The following is a 17,859-nucleotide window of genomic DNA, read 5'->3' as shown; positions in this document are numbered from 1 at the left end:
GGATATGAAGGAAGAATTTACAGGCCAGGCCCTGGCGCTGGGGAAAAACATTGACACGGACCAGATTTATCCGGGCCGTTACCTGGCTCTCACCAATCCCGAGGAAATCGGCAGCCATTGCCTGGAAGGCGTGGATGAAGAAATTGCCGGACATTTTCCAAAGGGCGGAATGATAGTGGCAGGCACTAATTTTGGATGCGGCTCCAGCAGGGAGCATGCAGCCATTGCCCTCATTCATATGGGGGCAGGGGCAGTGGTGGCTGAATCCTTTGCAAGGATTTTTTACCGGAATGCCATTAATCTGGGACTTCCCCTGCTGGTGTGCAAGGGCATCGGGGGAAAGGTGGAAAGCGGCCAGAACCTGAAACTCAACATGAGGACAGGAGAACTTACAAACCTGGATACCGGGGAAATGTTCCAGTGTGAGAAAATCGGGGAATACGCAATGTCCATTCTGGAAGCAGGAGGCATAAAGCCCCTGTTTATCAGGCGGATGAAAGAGGAGGGCCATGACAGCTGAACGTTATATCAGGCAGTACACGGAAGAGTTTATGAAACTGGACCGGAGGTTCTGGAACTATGAGGACGGCTGCGTCCTTACGGCTCTGGAGGCCATGTACAAGGCCACCGGCAGGGAACGCTATGCCCAGGCAGTCAGGATATTTCTGGACCGGTACATATGCAGCGACGGCAGGATAAAGTGGTATGACAGTGAGGAATACAGTCTGGATAAGATACTGTCTGGCCGCGCCCTGCTCTTTCTGTACCGTGAGACAGGAGAGGAAAAGTACCGTCTGGCAGCAAAGCAGCTGATGGAACAGCTGCGGCATCAGCCCAGGACAGAATCCGGCAGCTTCTGGCATAAGAAGATATATCCGCGTCAAATCTGGCTGGACGGCCTTTATATGGCAGCACCCTTTTATCTTCAGTATGAAATGGAGCTGGGAGACAGAAGGAACTGCGGCGACGTCATGAAACAGTTTGAAAATGCCAGGCGGTTTCTGTACGATGAAGGGACCGGCCTGTACATCCATGCATACGATGAAGGAAAATGCCAGTTCTGGGCAGACCCTGAGACAGGAAGGTCCCCTAATTTCTGGTCAAGGGCAGAGGGATGGTATCTGATGGCCCTGGCAGACTGCTGTTCCATATTGCCTGAAGGGACGGAAGAATGGAAGTATCTGGCCGGTTTGTGGAAGGAGGCCATGGATGGAATGCTCCGGTACCAGGACCGGGAAACAGGGCTGTTTTTCCAGCTGACGGCTCTGGGAGAGATACCGGGCAATTACCTGGAGACATCCGCTTCCGCCATGGTGGCCTATTCTATCTATAAGGGATATGAGACGGGGGTACTGGACAGGGGGACAGCGGACCGGGCGGACCTTATCATGATGGCCCTGGAGACGGAAAAGCTGAAGGTGAGAGAGGGTATTCTCCACCTGGACGGAACCTGTGCGGGCGCTGGTCTGGGACCGGCCGGCCGGCCGGAGCGGGATGGGAGCATCGGGTATTATCTGGGGGAGCCGGTTGTCTCAGACGAGCAGAAGGGAGCGGCTGCCTTTATGCTGGCTTACAGCCAGTGGATAGCCGGGGGAAGGAATTCCCTGGATACGGAGGAAACGTGTGTGGTAAAAATAAATGATGTGTATGAACTGCGGCACCGGGCAGTGGAGCAGATAGAACTTGGCTACGGAAAAGGTACGGAAAAGGTGGACATACCCAGGGATTCCATTGCCCATATCCTGGTCCCCCATAAAAAGGAGGAAAGCCGCCCTGAGGCGGATATCATTGAACAGGCCCTGGATTCGCCCTTGGGCACAAAGCGGCTTGAAATACTGGCAGCCGGGAAAAAGGATGTGGTCATTGTCACCAGCGACATTACGCGCCCCATGCCGTCCTGGAAGGTTCTTCCCCATGTGCTCAAACGGCTGGAAAAGGCCGGGGTCAGCCGCAGCCAGGTGACGGTGGTGTTCGCAGTGGGCACCCACAGGAGACAGACCCGGGAGGAGATGCGGCATCTGGCCGGGGATGATATTTACAATACCTGCAGGTGCATGGATTCGTCCGAATGCAGCTTCATCCATATGGGGGAGACAAAGGCCGGGACGCCGGTGGACATAGCGGACAAGGTGGCGCAGGCTGATTTGAGGATATGTCTGGGCAATATTGAGTACCATTTCTTTGCCGGTTACTCCGGCGGTGCAAAGGCAATCATGCCGGGGGTTTCCACCATGGAGGCCATCCGTAAAAACCACAGCAGGATGATTCATCCCATGGCAAAGGCAGGAACCCTTGCAGGGAATCCGGTGCGGGAGGACCTGGAAGAGGCGGCCGGAATCTGCGGCGTGGATTTCCTGCTGAATGTGGTGCTGGATGAACATAAAAATGTAATCCACGCAGCGGCAGGTGATTTAAAGGAGGCTCACAGGCAGGGATGCAGGTTCCTGGACGGTTTTTACCGGACGGAAATCAATGAGCTGGCAGACATTGTGATTGTCTCCCAGGGCGGAGCGCCGAAGGACCTGAACCTGTATCAGACCCAGAAAGCCCTGGCCAATGCGGAGCAGGCCGTGCGCCCGGGGGGAATCATAATTCTGGCCGGCGCCTGCCCGGAAGGATTGGGAGGAGCTGTGTTTGAGCAGTGGATGCTGGAGGCAGAGGACCTGGACAGCATACTGGAACGCATACAGAAGGATTTCCGGATTGGCGGACACAAGGCTGCTTCCTTTGCCAGGGCGTTAAAGCGGGCCAGGATATTCCTGGTATCGGGAATTGAACCAAAATTGGTCCGCGATATTTTCATGGAGCCCTTTGACCATGTGCAGGAGGCCTATGATGCGGCTGTAAAGGAAATCGGGCCGGGGGCAAGAGTGATTGTGATGCCCTATGGAGGCTCCACTTTGCCGGTACTGGCTGGAAACAGGATGCCGAATTGATGTAAATGGCTGATGAACGGTCTGAATGAAAGCAGGCAGGGGGATTTGAAACAAAATGCCCTTGCCTGCTTTTGTGTAATCTATCGAAGTTGGGAACGAAATTTCGTATAAAGTATCCATAGGCAAGGAAAAACATATATGATACACTGAGTGAAAGGTATTACCATAATACTAAGATGAGCGAAGAAAAAAACATGAAAACGGGAAAGAAGATGGAAAGGATGCATGATATGTCATCGATAGCCCCTATCCGTAAAAAAACATTAAGTGACGCCGTGAAGGAGTCACTGCGGAAACTGATATCGGACCAGGCCTTTCATGAGGCAGGAAAGCTGCCGCCGGAGGAGGAACTGGCCAGGCAGCTTGCTGTCAGCCGCATTACCATACGCAAGGCCCTCACAGATTTGGAACAGGAGGGACTGCTTTTGCGTCTTCACGGCAGGGGAACATTTGTGAACCCTGCTGCCAGGCAGGTGAAGGTAAATCTGTCCAGTATGCTGGAATTCGGCTCCGTCATCAGCGGCAACGGCTACCGTCCTGAGTGCAGGCTGGTTTCCGTGGAAGAGGAGAGGATTCCGGCTGCCTATGGGGAACAGCTTGGCGCCGGGAAGGAAGGCCGCGGCATACGGGTGGAAAAGCTTTATATGGCAGACGGCGTTCCCGCCATTGTCAGCATAGGGCGGGTTCCCCTCCGCCTGTTTTCCCAGGTGCCCGGCCGGACAGCCTGGCAGGAACGGTCCAACTTTGAGGTGATTCAGGAATATACCGGGCGTATGGTGGTCCGGGACTGGGTGGAAATCAGCTCCCTGTCAGAGAAGGAGGCCGAAGATATGCTGGGACATCCATGTCCTCTTAATGCAGCTTCCGTGCTGATGATCCAGGCAGTGGGATATGACCGGAACAGCGAGCCCGTTATACACGGCGTGGCTCTCTATGATACCAACCATATCCGTTTCAACCTGCTGCGCCATGCAGAGGGGTGACAGCGCGGGGATTAGGAAGGGACAGGGAGATGGAAAATAGGGAAATGAGGAAAAACATGCCCTATGAAAGGTATTACCATAATATCATATGACTGTAACGGAAGAGGGTCTGCGGATGGACCCCGGCGCAGATTGCGGTATAGTTTAGTTTGTCCTAACGTTAAATCTAATAAATAAAAATACAAAGGAGGAAGCTATGAACACATTGGAAACATTTTTTAAAATCAGGGAGCGGGGCTCCAGCGTGAGGACCGAGGTTCTGGCCGGCATGACGACCTTTGCCACCATGGCCTACATCATTATCCTGCAGCCGGTGAACATGCGGGATACGGGGATGGATACAGTGGGAATCCTGATTGCCACGGCATTGGTTTCAGCTCTTATCACCATGCTGATGGGGGTGGCGGCCAACATGCCCATTGCGCTGGCGCCGGGGATTGCGTCCGGTATCGTGCTGACCTATTCCATCGTGGCGCCGGGGCTGGCTACCTGGCAGGTGGGCCTGGGCATGTCCATGATTTCAGCAATCCTGTTCCTGGTGCTGAGCCTGTTTAAGATACGGGAAAAGATAGTGGAGCTGATACCGAAAAACATTAAGATTGGCATTAGTGCGGGCCTGGGGATTTTCATCATCCGCACGGCCCTGGTTAATTCGGGGCTGGTGAACCCGGACTTCAGAGGATTCGGTGATTTCTCCGACCCTTCTGTGCTGCTGTCGGCTGTCAGCATTGTCATATGCTTTATCCTGTATTTCCTCCGCGTCAAGACAGGAGGACGGGAGTACAGAATCAGAAGCTCCCTGCTGATTGCCATTATTGTCACCACCGTGGCCGGCATTCCCATGGGAGTGGTCCGGGTACCCTCATCCATCTTTACATCGGGAGGTCTTTCCTCTCTTGGGAATATTGCTTTTAAAGCAGACGTAGCGGGCGCTTTAAGGCCGGAGTACATTGCTTTTGTCCTGGCTTTCTTTGTAAGTGATTTTTTTGGTACGCTGGCCACTGCCCTGGGCCTGGGACAACAGATGGGGATGCTGGATGAAAACGGGAATTTTCCTATTATCGGAAAGATTTTTCTGGTGGACGCCATAGGGTCTGTGGTGGGAACCTGTATGGGAGTGACCGTGGTCACAAGCTATGTGGAAAGCGCCTCCGGTATTGAGGTGGGAGGGAGGACCGGACTGGCCTCTGTGGTTACCGGGGTGTTTTTCCTGCTGGCCGTGTTGTTTGCCCCCCTGTTTTTGATGATACCTGCCGCAGCCACCACACCGGTGCTGCTCATTATCGGATTTGTCATGATGCAGGGGCTTAAATCCATTGATTTTGAAATTGAGGAATGGGTCCCGGTAGGGATGCTGATTATTTCCACTCTGTTTTACGGGATATCCCAGGGCATTGGTATCGGCCTGCTGACTTACTGCTGCGTGAAAAGCGCGTATTACCTGTTTACGGATGAACGGGGAAGGGATAAGCTTCCGTCTCTTTTTACCATTTTGTTTACCCTGCTGACCTGCATCCAGTTCTTTATCTAGTGTTTCCGGCTGTTTGGAGCACTGCCTGTTTCCGAAAGGAGGAAATGATATGAAAATAGCAGCATGGATGGACCGTGGGAAAATGGTCAGGGCAGCCATGGGAAGGATTCCCTGTGACCTGACTGTCTGTAATATACGGCTTGTCAACATGTTTTCCGGGGAGGTTTATCCTGCCCAGGTGGATATACTGGACGGCATCATTGTTCGGGTGCGGACAGAGGGGGAGTGTCCGGCATTGCCCCCGGAGCAGTTTTTTGACGGAGGAGGGCGCTATCTGATTCCCGGTTTTATTGACTCCCACCTCCATGTGGAAAGCACCATGATGATTCCGGAAAATTTTGCAAGGGCCGTGCTTCCCTGGGGAACCACCACCATTGTCATGGACCCCCATGAGATTGCCAACGTAATGGGCATCCAGGGCGTCAGCTTCATGCTGGACAATGCAAAGAAAACCCCTCTGCGCCAGTTTGCCCTGGCCCCCTCCTGCGTGCCCTCCGTACCCGGGGTGGAGAACAGCGGGGCTGTGTTTGGCGAGGAGGAAATCGCCCGGCTTCTGGACATGCCGGATGTGCTGGGGATTGCGGAAATCATGAACTATGTGGATGTATGCCAGGGGGACGCAAGGATGAGCCTCATTATTGCCCAGGGCCTGAAGCGGAATCTGTATCTGCAGGGCCATGCGCCCCGTCTGGAGGGAAATGCCCTTGCAGCCTATCTGCTGGCAGGACCGGAAAGTGACCATGAATGCCGCAGCGCCCGGGAGTGCGGGGAGAAAGTCCGCCAGGGCATGCATGTGAACCTTAAGACCAGTTCTCTTTCCAACCATCTGCCGGATGCGCTGGAAGGAATCAGGGAGCATCGCTGGCATGACAGCGTATCCCTGTGCACGGATGATGTCCATGCAGGGGTGATTTACAGCGAAGGCCATCTGAACCGGGTGGTTGGAAAGGCCATAGAATATGGGGCCCATCCATTGGATGCCATCCGTTACGCCAGCTATAACGCTGCCAGGGAGTACGGGTTTGAAGACCTTGGAGCCATTGCTCCGGGGTATGTGGCGGACATGCAGCTGGTGGATGCCCTGGACGGCCAAAGGCCCAGCCATGTATTCTGCCGGGGGCAGCTGGTTGCTGAGAATGGAAGATATCTGGGAAGTCCCTGCGGCGGCGGACTCAGGTTTGCCAATACCATGAAGCTGTCCTGCCTGTCCGGCCCCGGGGATTTCAGGCTGAAAGCGCCTGCTTTGCCGGGGAAGACGCTGGTGGTTTACAGTAAATATGACGGGCCTTTTAATAAAGCCTTCTATGAGTCGCTGCCTGTTGAGGACGGATACATTTCCGTCAGGCACGATTCCGGCCTGGCCATGGCCTGCGTGTGCAACCGGTATGGACTGGACCAGAGAACCATTGTCCCTATCCGGGATTTTGGAATCACGGAAGGCGCCATTGCCACTACCGTGTCCCATGACTGCCATAACCTGACCATGATATACCGGGACCCGGAGGATGCGTGGATTGCGGCAAAGACCTTAAAGGAGAGTGGTGGGGGCATAGCCGTGGTATTGAACGGAAGGGTACTGGCAAGTCTGGCCCTGCCGGTTGGCGGGCTGATGTCTAATCTGCCCATTGAAAGCCTTGCACCGCAGGTGGAGCGGGTGGAGAAAGCAGTGTATGACCTGTGCGCGGGAAAAAGCTCGCTGCTAAAAATGTCCACCTTTGCCCTGGCTGCCCTGCCGGGCGCCATCATGACGGATAGAGGCGTACTGGACGGGGAATCCCAGACATTTATGCCTGTTTTCCTGGCATGAATGCTCCGCTGAGTTTGCACAATCACATGCCGGCCGTTTTAGGTCCGGCTTTTTTCCATGCCATGATACAATCAGCGGTACGGTAAAACAGCGGGCTGAAAAACATCTGTATTTGTACAGATTTTGTATTGATTCCGGGGCTTTCCGATGGTATAGTAGGCTGTCGTGGGATTATGAACGTAAAGCGGGGGTTGAGAGATGATAGAGATGAAAAGGATAAAAAGATTTATTAAGAGGGAGACTGTCCTGAGCGGAGCTTCCATATTGGCGCTTTTGTCTGCCCTGGTCATAAGGCCGGACAGGGAATATGCATCCTATATTGATTACAGCACAATCAGTCTCCTGTTCTGCCTGATGACCGTGATGGCAGGACTTCAAAGCCTGGGCGTGTTTAAGAAAACAGGAGAGCGGCTGCTGGGATATGTAAAAGGGCCGGGGGCTGTGTCGTCCGTGCTGGTATTTCTCTGTTTTTTCTTCAGCATGGCTATTACCAATGATGTGGCGCTGATTACTTTTGTGCCCTTTGCCATCACGGTTCTTAAAATGGCGGGAATGGAGCCGCTGGTGCTGCCCGTGGTGGTGCTTCAGACCATTGCAGCCAACCTGGGCAGCATGCTGACGCCGGTGGGAAATCCACAGAACCTGTATCTGTATTCAAAAGCCGGTTTAAGTGCAGGCCAGTTCCTGAATCTGATGGCCCCCTATACAGCGGCATCCTTTGTAATGCTGGGGCTATGCCTGGCCGTGGTGGGATTGAGAAACAGAATGCCGGGAAAAGAGGCGGACGGCAGGGGACAGGGCCCCATGGTCAGCGGTTTTCCCGGACTTTCCGAGGAAGCAGTGAGTATGGACGGGGCCGGAACGGGGATTCAATTGGGGCGTCTGGGGCTGTATCTGTTCCTCTTTCTGCTATGCCTGGGCTGTGTGGCCCATATTCTTCCCTGGCCGGTCCTGCTGGCTGTTGTAATTGCAGTGGCATGGTTTGCCGACAGGGGCCTGTTTCTGGCAGTGGATTATTCCCTTCTCCTGACCTTCTGCGCCTTTTTCATATTCATCGGCAATATGGGAAGGGTACCGGCTTTCTGCCGGTTCCTGGACCACATTCTGGGAGGCAGGGAAATCATTACCTGTGTGGGGGCCAGCCAGATTATCAGCAATGTGCCTGCCGCACTGCTGCTGTCCGGATTTTCACAGGATTACAGGGCGCTGATTGTGGGAACGAATCTGGGAGGGCTTGGGACCCTCATCGCATCCATGGCCAGCCTAATCTCGTATAAATATATTGCCCGCATGTATCCCATGGAAAAGGGACGGTATCTGGGTTGGTTCACAGGGGTCAGCCTGCTGTTCCTGGCAGTGCTGCTTGTACTGGCTTTGTGGGTTATCCCCTTTTAAAATGGGATTACCGATGCTATACTAAAATCAGAACTGGTAATAGAGCGTGCCGGTGTCAGAAATGATTTTTATGGCACGTCCCGGGCCGGTGAAGCGTGCCGGACAGAAAAGGAGAAGTATTATGGCTGTGATTGCAGGAATCATGGTGCCCCATCCGCCTCTCATCGTGCCGGATGTGGGCAGGGGGCAGGAGGTTCTGATTAAGGAAACCATTGAAGCATACCGGAAGGCTGCCAGGATGGCGGCAGAGCTGGAACCGGAGACCATTGTGGTGATTTCACCTCATGCAGTGATGTATGGGGACTATTTTCATGTATCACCGGGAAAGGGGGCCAGAGGGGATTTCGGGCCGTTTATGGCTCCTCAGGCTTCGGCAGAAGTCATGTATGATGAGGCCTTTGTAAGGGAGCTGGAACAACTCTGTGAGGAGGCGGATTTTCCCATGGGCACAGAGGGGGAGAAGGAGAAGGAGCTGGACCACGGAACGCTGGTTCCCCTGTTTTTTATCAACCAGTATTACAGGGATTATAAGCTGGTGCGTATCGGCGGCTCCGGACTGCCCTTTGCGGACCATTACCGGGCAGGGCAGTATATTGCCAGGGCAGCGGAAAGTCTGGGGCGCAGCGTATTCATTGTGGCCAGCGGGGATTTGTCCCATAAGCTGAGAGGGGACGGGCCTTATGGCTACAGCGTCCAGGGACCGGAATATGATGAGCGGATTATGGACGTCATGGGAAAAGGCGCATTTGGGGAGCTTCTGACATTTCCGGAAGACTTCTGTGAAAAGGCGGGGGAATGCGGCCACCGCAGTTTTACCATGATGGCCGGTGCCATGGATGGAAAGGCGGTTGTGTCCAGGCGTCTGACTTATGAGGGTCCCTTTGGAGTGGGATACGGCATTTGTACGTTCCGTGTAACAGGGGAGGACGAAGGCCGCAGATTCCTGGAAGCATATGAGAGATGCCAGAAGGAAGCGTGTAAAAGACGGCAGATGGCAGAGGACGATTATGTATCCCTTGCCCGCAGGTCACTGGAGTATTATGTATATGAGGGGAGGATGATTCCCTTTGCCGGGACAGAGGCAGGGCTGCCGGAAGAAATGCTCCGGACCAGGGCAGGCGTTTTTGTATCCATCCATAAGGGAGGCGCTTTGCGGGGATGCATTGGGACCATATCGCCGGTATGCAGGAACATTGCCGAAGAAATCATTCAGAATGCGGTGAGCGCAGGTATTCATGACCCCAGGTTCCCGGCTGTCAGGGAAGAAGAGCTGCCCTTATTGGAATACAGTGTGGATGTGCTGGGGGAAACAGAGCCGGTTCAGGGTGAGGACCAGCTGGACCCCAGGCGTTACGGGGTTATTGTCACCAGGGGCAGGAAGCGGGGGCTTCTGCTTCCCAATCTGGAGGGAGTGGACACGGTGAAGGAGCAGGTGTCCATTGCCAAACGCAAGGCGGGAATCCGTGAGGAGGAAACAGGTGTGGAGCTGGAGCGGTTTGAGGTAATCCGCCATGGTGCAAAGTCATGAGGGCTGTGTGCGGGGGATGTATGAACCGGTGCAGCCTGGAAGATGGGCAGACCGGTATCTGCAGGGCCAGGAAGAATACCGGGGGAGCGGTGATTTCTGTTAATTACGGGAAAATTACGTCCATGGCACTGGACCCCATAGAGAAAAAGCCGCTGAAGCGGTTCATGCCTGGTTCAGCCATATTGTCGGTGGGAAGCTTCGGGTGCAATCTGAGGTGTCCTTTCTGCCAGAATCACGAGATATCCATGGCAGGGGAGGCAGACGCCCATGCATTGTCCGTGAATCCTGAGGAACTGGCGGGAAAGGCCCTGGAGCTGAGAAAAAGGGGGAATATAGGCATTGCCTTTACCTATAACGAACCACTGGTGGGCTGGGAGTATGTCAGGGACACAGGGCGCCTTGTGAGAAATGCAGGGATGAAAAATGTAATTGTCACCAACGGAAGCGTATCGGACCAGGTACTGGATGAAATCCTGCCGGTGGCAGATGCCATGAACATTGATTTAAAAGGTTTTACAGAGCATTATTACAGGAAACTGGGCGGAGACCTTGGGACTGTAAAGCATTTTATAGAGCGTGCCAGCCGTGCATGTCATGTAGAGCTGACCGTCCTTATTGTACCCGGGGAAAATGATTCAGAGAAGGAAATGAGGGAGATGGCGGGTTGGATATCATCCCTGAACTCCGGTATTCCTCTTCATGTCTCCAGGTTTTTCCCGCGCTGGCATATGGATGACAGACCTGCAACAGATGTGGCCAGGGTATATGCCCTGGTGCAGACCGCCAGGGAATATTTAAAGTATGTGTGGCCAGGAAACTGCTGATATAAAGACCCCGGAAACAGTGCGGTACAGATGCATATATTGATAGTAATGGATTTATACAGAATATATGCAGAAGGGGGAACCAAAATGTGGGATGGTAATCAGGAGGATTTCAGGGAGAGGGCCGGATGCTGGTATAAGGAGTGCTGCTGCTGTCCGGGACCTGCGGGACCGGCTGGTCCCAAAGGAGATACCGGCCCTGCTGGCCCAAGGGGTCCCATGGGAGCCCCGGGAATAAGCGGCGCTGCAGGACCTCAGGGCCCGCAGGGGATACCGGGAGAACGGGGCTTAACAGGTCCGCAGGGAGCCGCCGGCCCGCAGGGAAATACGGGACCTGCCGGACCAAAAGGAGATACAGGCCCTGCCGGACCGAAGGGAGATACCGGTCTGCGCGGCGCCATGGGGCCGGAAGGTCCCCGGGGGGAAACCGGTCCTCAGGGGCCGGCCGGTGCAGCCGGGCCCACAGGGGCGCAGGGCCCCATGGGAATTCAGGGGCCCCAGGGAAATCCGGGACCCGCTGGCCCAAAAGGAGATACAGGTCCGCGCGGAGTAATGGGGCCTGAAGGTCCCAGAGGAGAAACCGGTGTGCAGGGACCGGCCGGAGTAACCGGACCAACCGGTCCGCAAGGGCCGGTGGGAATCCAGGGGCCTCAGGGAATCCAGGGAGTCATAGGACCAACAGGCCCCCAGGGCCCGCAGGGACTTCAGGGGAATCCGGGAGCTGTTGGACCCCAGGGAATCCCCGGGGCAGCAGGAATTCAGGGCCCCATGGGAGCAACCGGCCCGCGGGGGATGACCGGCCCGGCGGGAGCGGCGGGACCGACAGGAGCCGCAGGCCCGGCGGGAGTGACAGGACCAACGGGAGTGACAGGAGCCACGGGAGCCGCAGGCCCGGCGGGAGCCACAGGACCGACAGGAGCCGCAGGCCCGGCGGGGGTCACAGGACCCACGGGAGCCACAGGCCCACAGGGAGTACCGGGACCAGCAGGAGAAAACGGCCAGCCAGGGTCCACAGGACCAGCGGGAGCCACAGGTCCCACAGGAGCCACAGGTCCCACAGGAGTAACCGGGCCAACGGGCCCGGCAGCTGGAGGCGTATTCGCGTCGTTTATCAATTTTGGCGGTTTGTGGAATAATGGTATTCCGATTCCAATGGGAGAAGGGGTGGAAGACACTACCGGGAATATTGTCCTGACTGACGCAACCCACATTACCCTTATGCCAGGATACTACGCCATATCCTATCAGGTGTCTGCCATACTGGTGGACATTAGTTATATGCAGATAACCCCTGCATACAATGGAAGGGCACACCTGGAATACGGTATCTATTTTAAGACGGGAACAGAAAGAACCACTGCGTTCGGGGCAGTATCATTCATCATTGAGGTACCTGAAACCACCACGCTGTCTTTGTATTTTAACAGCCCTACCACCGGCCAGGAAGGGACTGCTACCATGGTGATTTTTAAGCTGGACAGAGATGTCTGAGCAGATGAAAGTGAATAAGGGAAAACAGTTCGGCGTGAAAGCGGGTATACCCTGTTTCCGCGCCTTTTTGTCAATGGAAGAGATGAATGCCGGACTGCAGGAGAATCCTGGCATGATATTGCTGTTTTTGATTATTTTTGCTATACTTTTATGTATTCAGTGATTTGATATCATTACATATGTATGATAACAGGATAAGCGGGGAGGTGCAGGATGGATTTCAGATATGAGACAGTGATTCCCAATGATGATTTGCCCTTTCGGATGTTCATATTTGAGGGAAGGGATGGGAATTACAGGGTCAGCAAGCATTGGCACCAGTCTGTGGAACTGTTTCTTGTGTTGGAGGGAAAGCTGGACTTCTACATCAATTCAAGACAATATACATTGAACCCCAATGATTTTGTCATTGTGAATCCCAATGAAATCCATTCCATTGAGTGTCCCGACCCCAACATTACCATTGTACTCCAGATTCCAATGAAATCCTTTGAAGGATATATGAGTGACGAGTCCTGCATTACCTTTGCGGATAGGGATGAGAACCAGAGGGCCAGGCTTGTGTCCCTGGTCATTGCCATGTACCGCACGTATGAGCAGAGGGGATTCGGCTATCGCCTGAAGGTGAAGAGCCAGTTTATGGAGTTCCTTTATCTGATTGTGACGGAATTCAGGATTGCGCAGATTGATAAGGTCCAGGTACAGCAAAAGCGGCATTTGGACAAGCTGTCCCAGGTAACCCAATACATGAAGGAGAATTATGACAAGGAATTGAGCCTGGAAATGGTTGCATCCAGGTTCGGCTTTACGCCGTCTTATCTTTCACATATGTTCAGGGAATATGCCCAGGTGGGGTACCGCACATACCTGATGGACTTAAGGGTGAAGTATGCTATGCGGGAACTGCTGAATTCAGACCGTTATGTGGGGGACATTGCCCTGGACCACGGATTTGCGGACGCAAGGGCATTTGCCAAAGCCTTTAAAAAGCGGTATGGCTGCCTGCCCAGTCAGTACCGGAAGCAGATGAACCGGAAGCAGATGAACCAGAAACAGGCGAACCCATAAAAATCGCAAAAAAGTGCTGTTAGTTCGTAAAATAACAGCACGTTTTTTTTGTCCGTTTATATTATAATAAATACCAGAGAAAACAGGCCGGTGCACATGGAGAAACGCACGGCCCGATACAAGGAGGTATGAACATGGGGATGACAGTCAAAAAGGTGACGGATTCGGCATTTAAAGCCTATGGAAGGGTCATCACAGGTTATGATTTCAGCGGTCTGCTAAAGGCAATGGAACAAACGCCTTTACCTGAGGACGTTATTTACATACCCTCACTGCCTGAGATGGAGGCCCTGCCTGCGGCAAAGGAGCTGGGAAATGGAATCTACGGCCAGATGCCCATCCAGATAGGATGCTGCAACGGACATAACAAGAAACTGAATGCAGTGGAATATCACCGGGATTCAGAAGTGGACATTGCTGTGGACGACCTGATTCTGATATTGGGAAAACAGCAGGATATTGAGGAGGACCACACATACGACACATCCAGAATGGAGGCATTTCTGGTTCCGGCAGGAACAGCCGTGGAGGTATATGCAACCACCCTGCACTATGCACCCTGCCATGTAAAGGATGAGGGCTTCCGATGTGTAATTGTCCTTCCGAAAGACACCAACCTGGACATGGAGCCGGTGGAAGTAAAGGACCCTGAGGACAGGCTTTTATTTGCCAGGAACAAGTGGCTCATCGGACATGCAGAGGGCGGGCTGCCGGAGGGAGCGTTTATCGGCCTAAAGGGTGAGAACCTGAGCGTGTGATGCAGATAACAGAACACAATTTTCAGATGCAGACAATAAAATCAATCATGTATGAGGAGGATAATACAATGAACAATACACCAGAAGTAAAAATCGGAATCGTGGCAGTGAGCAGGGACTGTTTCCCGGAGTCTCTTTCTGTCAACAGAAGAAAAGCATTAGTGGAAGCCTACAAGGCTAAATATGACGCAGCAGAAATATATGAATGTCCGGTATGCATCGTGGAGAGCGAGATACATATGATGCAGGCATTGGAGGACATCAAGAAGGCAGGCTGCAACGCCCTGTGCGTATACCTGGGCAATTTTGGTCCTGAGATATCAGAAACCCTGCTGGCAAAGCATTTTGACGGACCTAAGATGTTCGTGGCAGCGGCTGAGGAGTCCGGCGATAATCTGTGCCAGGGCCGCGGCGATGCATACTGCGGTATGCTCAATGCCAGCTATAATCTGGCGCTGCGCAACATCAAGGCATATATTCCGGAGTATCCGGTAGGGGATGCAGAGGACCTCGCGGATATGATTCATGAATTTGTGCCCATTGCCCGTGCAGTGGCTGCATTAGGCGAGCTCAAAATCATCAGCTTCGGTCCAAGGCCGCTGAATTTCCTGGCCTGCAATGCGCCAATCAAGCAGCTTTACAACCTGGGCGTGGAGATTGAGGAGAATTCCGAGCTGGATTTGTTCGAGGCATTTAACAAGCATGCAGGAGATGAGCGTATTCCAGGTATTGTGAAGGAGATGGAGGAAGAGCTGGGAGCAGGCAATAAAAAGCCTGAGATACTTTCCAAGCTGGCCCAGTATGAGCTGACCTTAAAGGATTGGGTGGAAGAGCACAAGGGCTACCGCAAGTATGTGGCTATTGCCGGAAAATGCTGGCCCGCATTCCAGACACAGTTTGGTTTCGTGCCCTGCTATGTGAACAGCCGTCTGACATCACAGGGAATCCCGGTGTCCTGCGAGGTGGATATCTACGGAGCCCTCAGCGAATACATCGGTACAGTTATCAGCCAGGATACAGTTACTCTTCTGGACATCAACAACACGGTTCCCAAGGATATGTATGAGGCTGATATCAAGGGCAAATATGATTACACGCTTAAGGATACATTCATGGGCTTCCACTGCGGTAACACAGCTTCCGGAAAGCTGTCTTTCTGTGAGATGAAATACCAGATGATTATGGCCAGGGCTCTTCCAATCGAAGTGACCCAGGGAACCCTGGAAGGAGATATAAAACCGGGCAGCATTACCTTCTACCGTCTCCAGAGCACAGCAGACAACAAGCTGAGAGCTTACATTGCACAGGGAGAGGTGCTTCCGGTTGCAACCCGTTCCTTTGGCTCCATCGGCGTGTTCGCTATCCCGGAGATGGGACGCTTCTACCGCCATGTGCTCATCGAGAAGAACTATCCGCATCACGGAGCAGTTGCTTTTGGAAACTACGGCAAGGCATTATTTGAGGTATTTAAGTATATTGGCGTGGATGTGGAGGAAATCGGCTACAACCAGCCAAAGAGCGTAAGATATAAGACAGAGAATCCATTTGCATAAAAATGCAGGGAGGGAAAGATATGCTTTACATAGGAGTGGACCTGGGAACCTCAGCAGTAAAATTATTATTAATGGATGGAAGCGGACGAATCCACAAGGTGGTTTCACGGGAGTACCCTCTGTATTTCCCCCATCCTGCATGGTCGGAGCAGAACCCGGAGGACTGGTTCGCAGCCTCCGTGGACGGCATGAAGGAGCTGACTTCGGAGTGCGATAAATCACAGGTGGCAGGTATCAGTTTCGGAGGCCAGATGCACGGCCTTGTGACGCTGGATGCGGCGGATGAAGTCATTCGCCCGGCCATCCTCTGGAATGACGGACGGTCCGAGAAGGAGACAGATTACCTGAACCAGACCATTGGCAAGGATAAGCTGTCCGCTTACACGGCCAATATTGCATTTACCGGCTTTACAGCCCCAAAGATTCTGTGGATGAAGAAGAATGAACCGGAGAACTTTGCCCGTATATGTAAAATTATGCTTCCCAAGGATTATCTGGCTTACAGGCTGTCAGGCAGTTTCTGTACGGATTACTCCGATGCCTCCGGCATGCTGCTTCTGGATGTGGCCCATAAGTGCTGGTCTGATGAGATGATGGAGCTGTGCGGTATCACCAGGGAACAGCTTCCGGATTTGTATGAGAGCTATCAGGTGGTGGGAAATCTGAAGGCAGAACTGGCAGAAGAGCTGGGATTTTCACAGAACGTGAAAATTATTGCCGGAGCAGGAGACAATGCGGCTGCTGCCGTAGGCACCGGAACCGTTGGGGAGGGATGCTGCAATATTTCCCTGGGAACCAGCGGAACCATCTTTATTTCCAGCGAAAGCTTTAAGGTGGACTGCAACAATGCACTTCATTCCTTTGACCATGCAGACGGGCATTTCCATCTCATGGGATGTATGTTAAGCGCTGCCTCCTGTAATAAGTGGTGGATGGAGGAAATCCTTAAGACAAAGGAATTCTCCAGGGAGCAGGAGGGAATCGTGAAACTGGGAGAGAACCATGTGTTCTATCTGCCCTATCTCATGGGAGAGCGTTCTCCTCATAACGACCCAAGGGCCAGGGCATGTTTCATCGGCATGACCATGGATACCAGCAGAGAGGAGATGACCCAGGCCGTATTGGAAGGCGTGGTATTCGGACTCAGGGATTCTCTGGAGGTGGCAAGAAGTTTAGGCATCCGAATCGACCGAACCAAAATCTGCGGCGGGGGAGCAAAGAGCCCTCTGTGGAAGAAGATGGTGGCCAACATCATGAATGTGAAGGTGGATGTGGTTGAAAACGAGGAAGGCCCTGCCCTGGGAGGCGCCATACTGGCAGCCGTGGGCTGCGGGGAGTATCCGGACGTGAAGACCGCAGCGGACAGCATTGTAAAAGTCATAGAGACCATTGAGCCGGATGCTGACCTGGCCGGAAAGTATGAAAAGCAGTACGGCAAGTTCAGGCAGATGTATCCTGCACTTAAGACGGTATTCCAGAATCTGGAAGAATAATACAAACAGGGAGCCGGATGATTCAGGCCCCATTGCATGGCAGTTGGATGCAGCGGGGCCCTGGAAGTCAGGCTCCTTTTTTTTCTGTGACGGTGCTCATTGTGCTGAGTATAGGCAATGTGATATGGGGTCAAGCCTGTACAGTTTCGGTTTGTGCTGCTTCAGGATAAGCAGCATATCATTGCCTTGCACGTTCACAGGGATTATGATATAGTAATTCTACCAGATGATAGTTGGTCAATATAGGAGGCTATCACCACTCATCAGATTTAAACCATATCATAGGCATGCATTGTTTAAATGGTATGCTGATTCATCATTCACCAGGATTTCATCCTGTGCCGTCTGGCAAGAAGCAATTATCTGATTTTCCGCCCGGTTTTGGGCAGTGAATCCAAGCATGAAACTATAATATAAAAGAAGTCAGGATACTATTGGGTTCTTTCTGGACTTTGGGTATTACAAGAAAAAGTAGATACGAGAGTATCTACT

At 53.1% G+C, this 17,859-nt stretch carries 13 protein-coding genes; all 13 read left to right on the top strand.

The genetic code is table 11. The features are described from left to right. Positions 1-4 precede the first annotated feature (4 nt). Positions 5-520 carry a 3-isopropylmalate dehydratase small subunit gene (locus tag FGS84_RS28255; RefSeq protein WP_138311525.1) on the top strand — a complete coding sequence of 172 codons (516 nt, stop codon included), beginning with the start codon at positions 5-7 and terminating at the stop codon, positions 518-520. Beyond that, complete coding sequence (gene larA / locus FGS84_RS28250; protein ID WP_138311524.1) at positions 510-2,936, top strand: nickel-dependent lactate racemase; 2,427 nt, start codon at positions 510-512, stop codon at positions 2,934-2,936. The genes FGS84_RS28255 and larA overlap by 11 nt, the downstream gene beginning before the upstream one ends. A 176-nt stretch (positions 2,937-3,112) precedes the next feature. Continuing rightward, positions 3,113-3,919: a GntR family transcriptional regulator gene (locus FGS84_RS28245; protein WP_243130102.1), complete on the top strand. Its 807-nt coding sequence runs from the start codon at positions 3,113-3,115 to the stop codon at positions 3,917-3,919. Between the two features lie 196 nt (positions 3,920-4,115). Beyond that, positions 4,116-5,450: an NCS2 family permease gene (locus tag FGS84_RS28240; RefSeq protein ID WP_138311522.1), complete on the top strand. Its 1,335-nt coding sequence runs from the start codon at positions 4,116-4,118 to the stop codon at positions 5,448-5,450. A 49-nt stretch (positions 5,451-5,499) separates the two neighbouring features. Further along, the gene (locus FGS84_RS28235) at positions 5,500-7,257 is read left to right on the top strand and encodes an adenine deaminase C-terminal domain-containing protein (RefSeq protein ID WP_138311521.1); all 1,758 of its coding nucleotides are present in this window, start codon (positions 5,500-5,502) and stop codon (positions 7,255-7,257) included. 207 nt (positions 7,258-7,464) lie between these two features. Beyond that, positions 7,465-8,652 carry an SLC13 family permease gene (locus tag FGS84_RS28230; RefSeq protein WP_138311548.1) on the top strand — a complete coding sequence of 396 codons (1,188 nt, stop codon included), beginning with the start codon at positions 7,465-7,467 and terminating at the stop codon, positions 8,650-8,652. Between the two features lie 121 nt (positions 8,653-8,773). Next, positions 8,774-10,180: an AmmeMemoRadiSam system protein A gene (gene amrA, locus FGS84_RS28225; protein WP_138311520.1), complete on the top strand. Its 1,407-nt coding sequence runs from the start codon at positions 8,774-8,776 to the stop codon at positions 10,178-10,180. Next, complete coding sequence (amrS, locus tag FGS84_RS28220) at positions 10,177-11,004, top strand: AmmeMemoRadiSam system radical SAM enzyme (RefSeq protein WP_138311519.1); 828 nt, start codon at positions 10,177-10,179, stop codon at positions 11,002-11,004. The genes amrA and amrS overlap by 4 nt, the downstream gene beginning before the upstream one ends. Positions 11,005-11,091: 87 nt before the next feature. After that, positions 11,092-12,495, top strand: coding sequence for a collagen-like protein (locus FGS84_RS28215; protein WP_138311518.1), 1,404 nt, complete (start codon positions 11,092-11,094; stop codon positions 12,493-12,495). Between the two features lie 213 nt (positions 12,496-12,708). Then, positions 12,709-13,563 carry an AraC family transcriptional regulator gene (locus FGS84_RS28210; RefSeq protein WP_138311517.1) on the top strand — a complete coding sequence of 285 codons (855 nt, stop codon included), beginning with the start codon at positions 12,709-12,711 and terminating at the stop codon, positions 13,561-13,563. 140 nt (positions 13,564-13,703) lie between these two features. After that, positions 13,704-14,321, top strand: a complete 618-nt coding sequence (locus tag FGS84_RS28205) for a DUF4867 family protein (RefSeq protein ID WP_347563904.1) — start codon at positions 13,704-13,706, stop codon at positions 14,319-14,321. Between the two features lie 68 nt (positions 14,322-14,389). Then, positions 14,390-15,874, top strand: coding sequence for an L-fucose/L-arabinose isomerase family protein (locus FGS84_RS28200; protein ID WP_138311515.1), 1,485 nt, complete (start codon positions 14,390-14,392; stop codon positions 15,872-15,874). Between the two features lie 20 nt (positions 15,875-15,894). Further along, on the top strand, positions 15,895-17,367 hold the full coding sequence (gene xylB, locus FGS84_RS28195; RefSeq protein WP_138311514.1) for a xylulokinase: 1,473 nt from the start codon (positions 15,895-15,897) through the stop codon (positions 17,365-17,367). The last annotated feature ends 492 nt before the right edge of the window (positions 17,368-17,859 follow it).

The organism is Clostridium sp. 1001271st1 H5 (genome assembly GCF_005845215.1).
Lineage (GTDB): Bacteria > Bacillota > Clostridia > Lachnospirales > Lachnospiraceae > Enterocloster.
The sequence above is the reverse complement of the archived record's forward strand: the minus strand, read 5'-3'. Positions and strand labels throughout refer to the sequence as shown.

Excerpts from the sequence above, each read along its gene's own strand:
- FGS84_RS28255 (WP_138311525.1), top strand. The coding sequence starts at position 5 with ATGAAGGAAGAATTTACAGGCCAGGCCCTGGCGCTGGGGAAAAACATT.
- larA (WP_138311524.1), top strand. The coding sequence starts at position 510 with ATGACAGCTGAACGTTATATCAGGCAGTACACGGAAGAGTTTATGAAA.
- FGS84_RS28245 (WP_243130102.1), top strand. The coding sequence starts at position 3,113 with ATGAGCGAAGAAAAAAACATGAAAACGGGAAAGAAGATGGAAAGGATG.
- FGS84_RS28240 (WP_138311522.1), top strand. The coding sequence starts at position 4,116 with ATGAACACATTGGAAACATTTTTTAAAATCAGGGAGCGGGGCTCCAGC.
- FGS84_RS28235 (WP_138311521.1), top strand. The coding sequence starts at position 5,500 with ATGAAAATAGCAGCATGGATGGACCGTGGGAAAATGGTCAGGGCAGCC.
- FGS84_RS28230 (WP_138311548.1), top strand. The coding sequence starts at position 7,465 with ATGAAAAGGATAAAAAGATTTATTAAGAGGGAGACTGTCCTGAGCGGA.
- amrA (WP_138311520.1), top strand. The coding sequence starts at position 8,774 with ATGGCTGTGATTGCAGGAATCATGGTGCCCCATCCGCCTCTCATCGTG.
- amrS (WP_138311519.1), top strand. The coding sequence starts at position 10,177 with ATGAGGGCTGTGTGCGGGGGATGTATGAACCGGTGCAGCCTGGAAGAT.
- FGS84_RS28215 (WP_138311518.1), top strand. The coding sequence starts at position 11,092 with ATGTGGGATGGTAATCAGGAGGATTTCAGGGAGAGGGCCGGATGCTGG.
- FGS84_RS28210 (WP_138311517.1), top strand. The coding sequence starts at position 12,709 with ATGGATTTCAGATATGAGACAGTGATTCCCAATGATGATTTGCCCTTT.
- FGS84_RS28205 (WP_347563904.1), top strand. The coding sequence starts at position 13,704 with ATGACAGTCAAAAAGGTGACGGATTCGGCATTTAAAGCCTATGGAAGG.
- FGS84_RS28200 (WP_138311515.1), top strand. The coding sequence starts at position 14,390 with ATGAACAATACACCAGAAGTAAAAATCGGAATCGTGGCAGTGAGCAGG.
- xylB (WP_138311514.1), top strand. The coding sequence starts at position 15,895 with ATGCTTTACATAGGAGTGGACCTGGGAACCTCAGCAGTAAAATTATTA.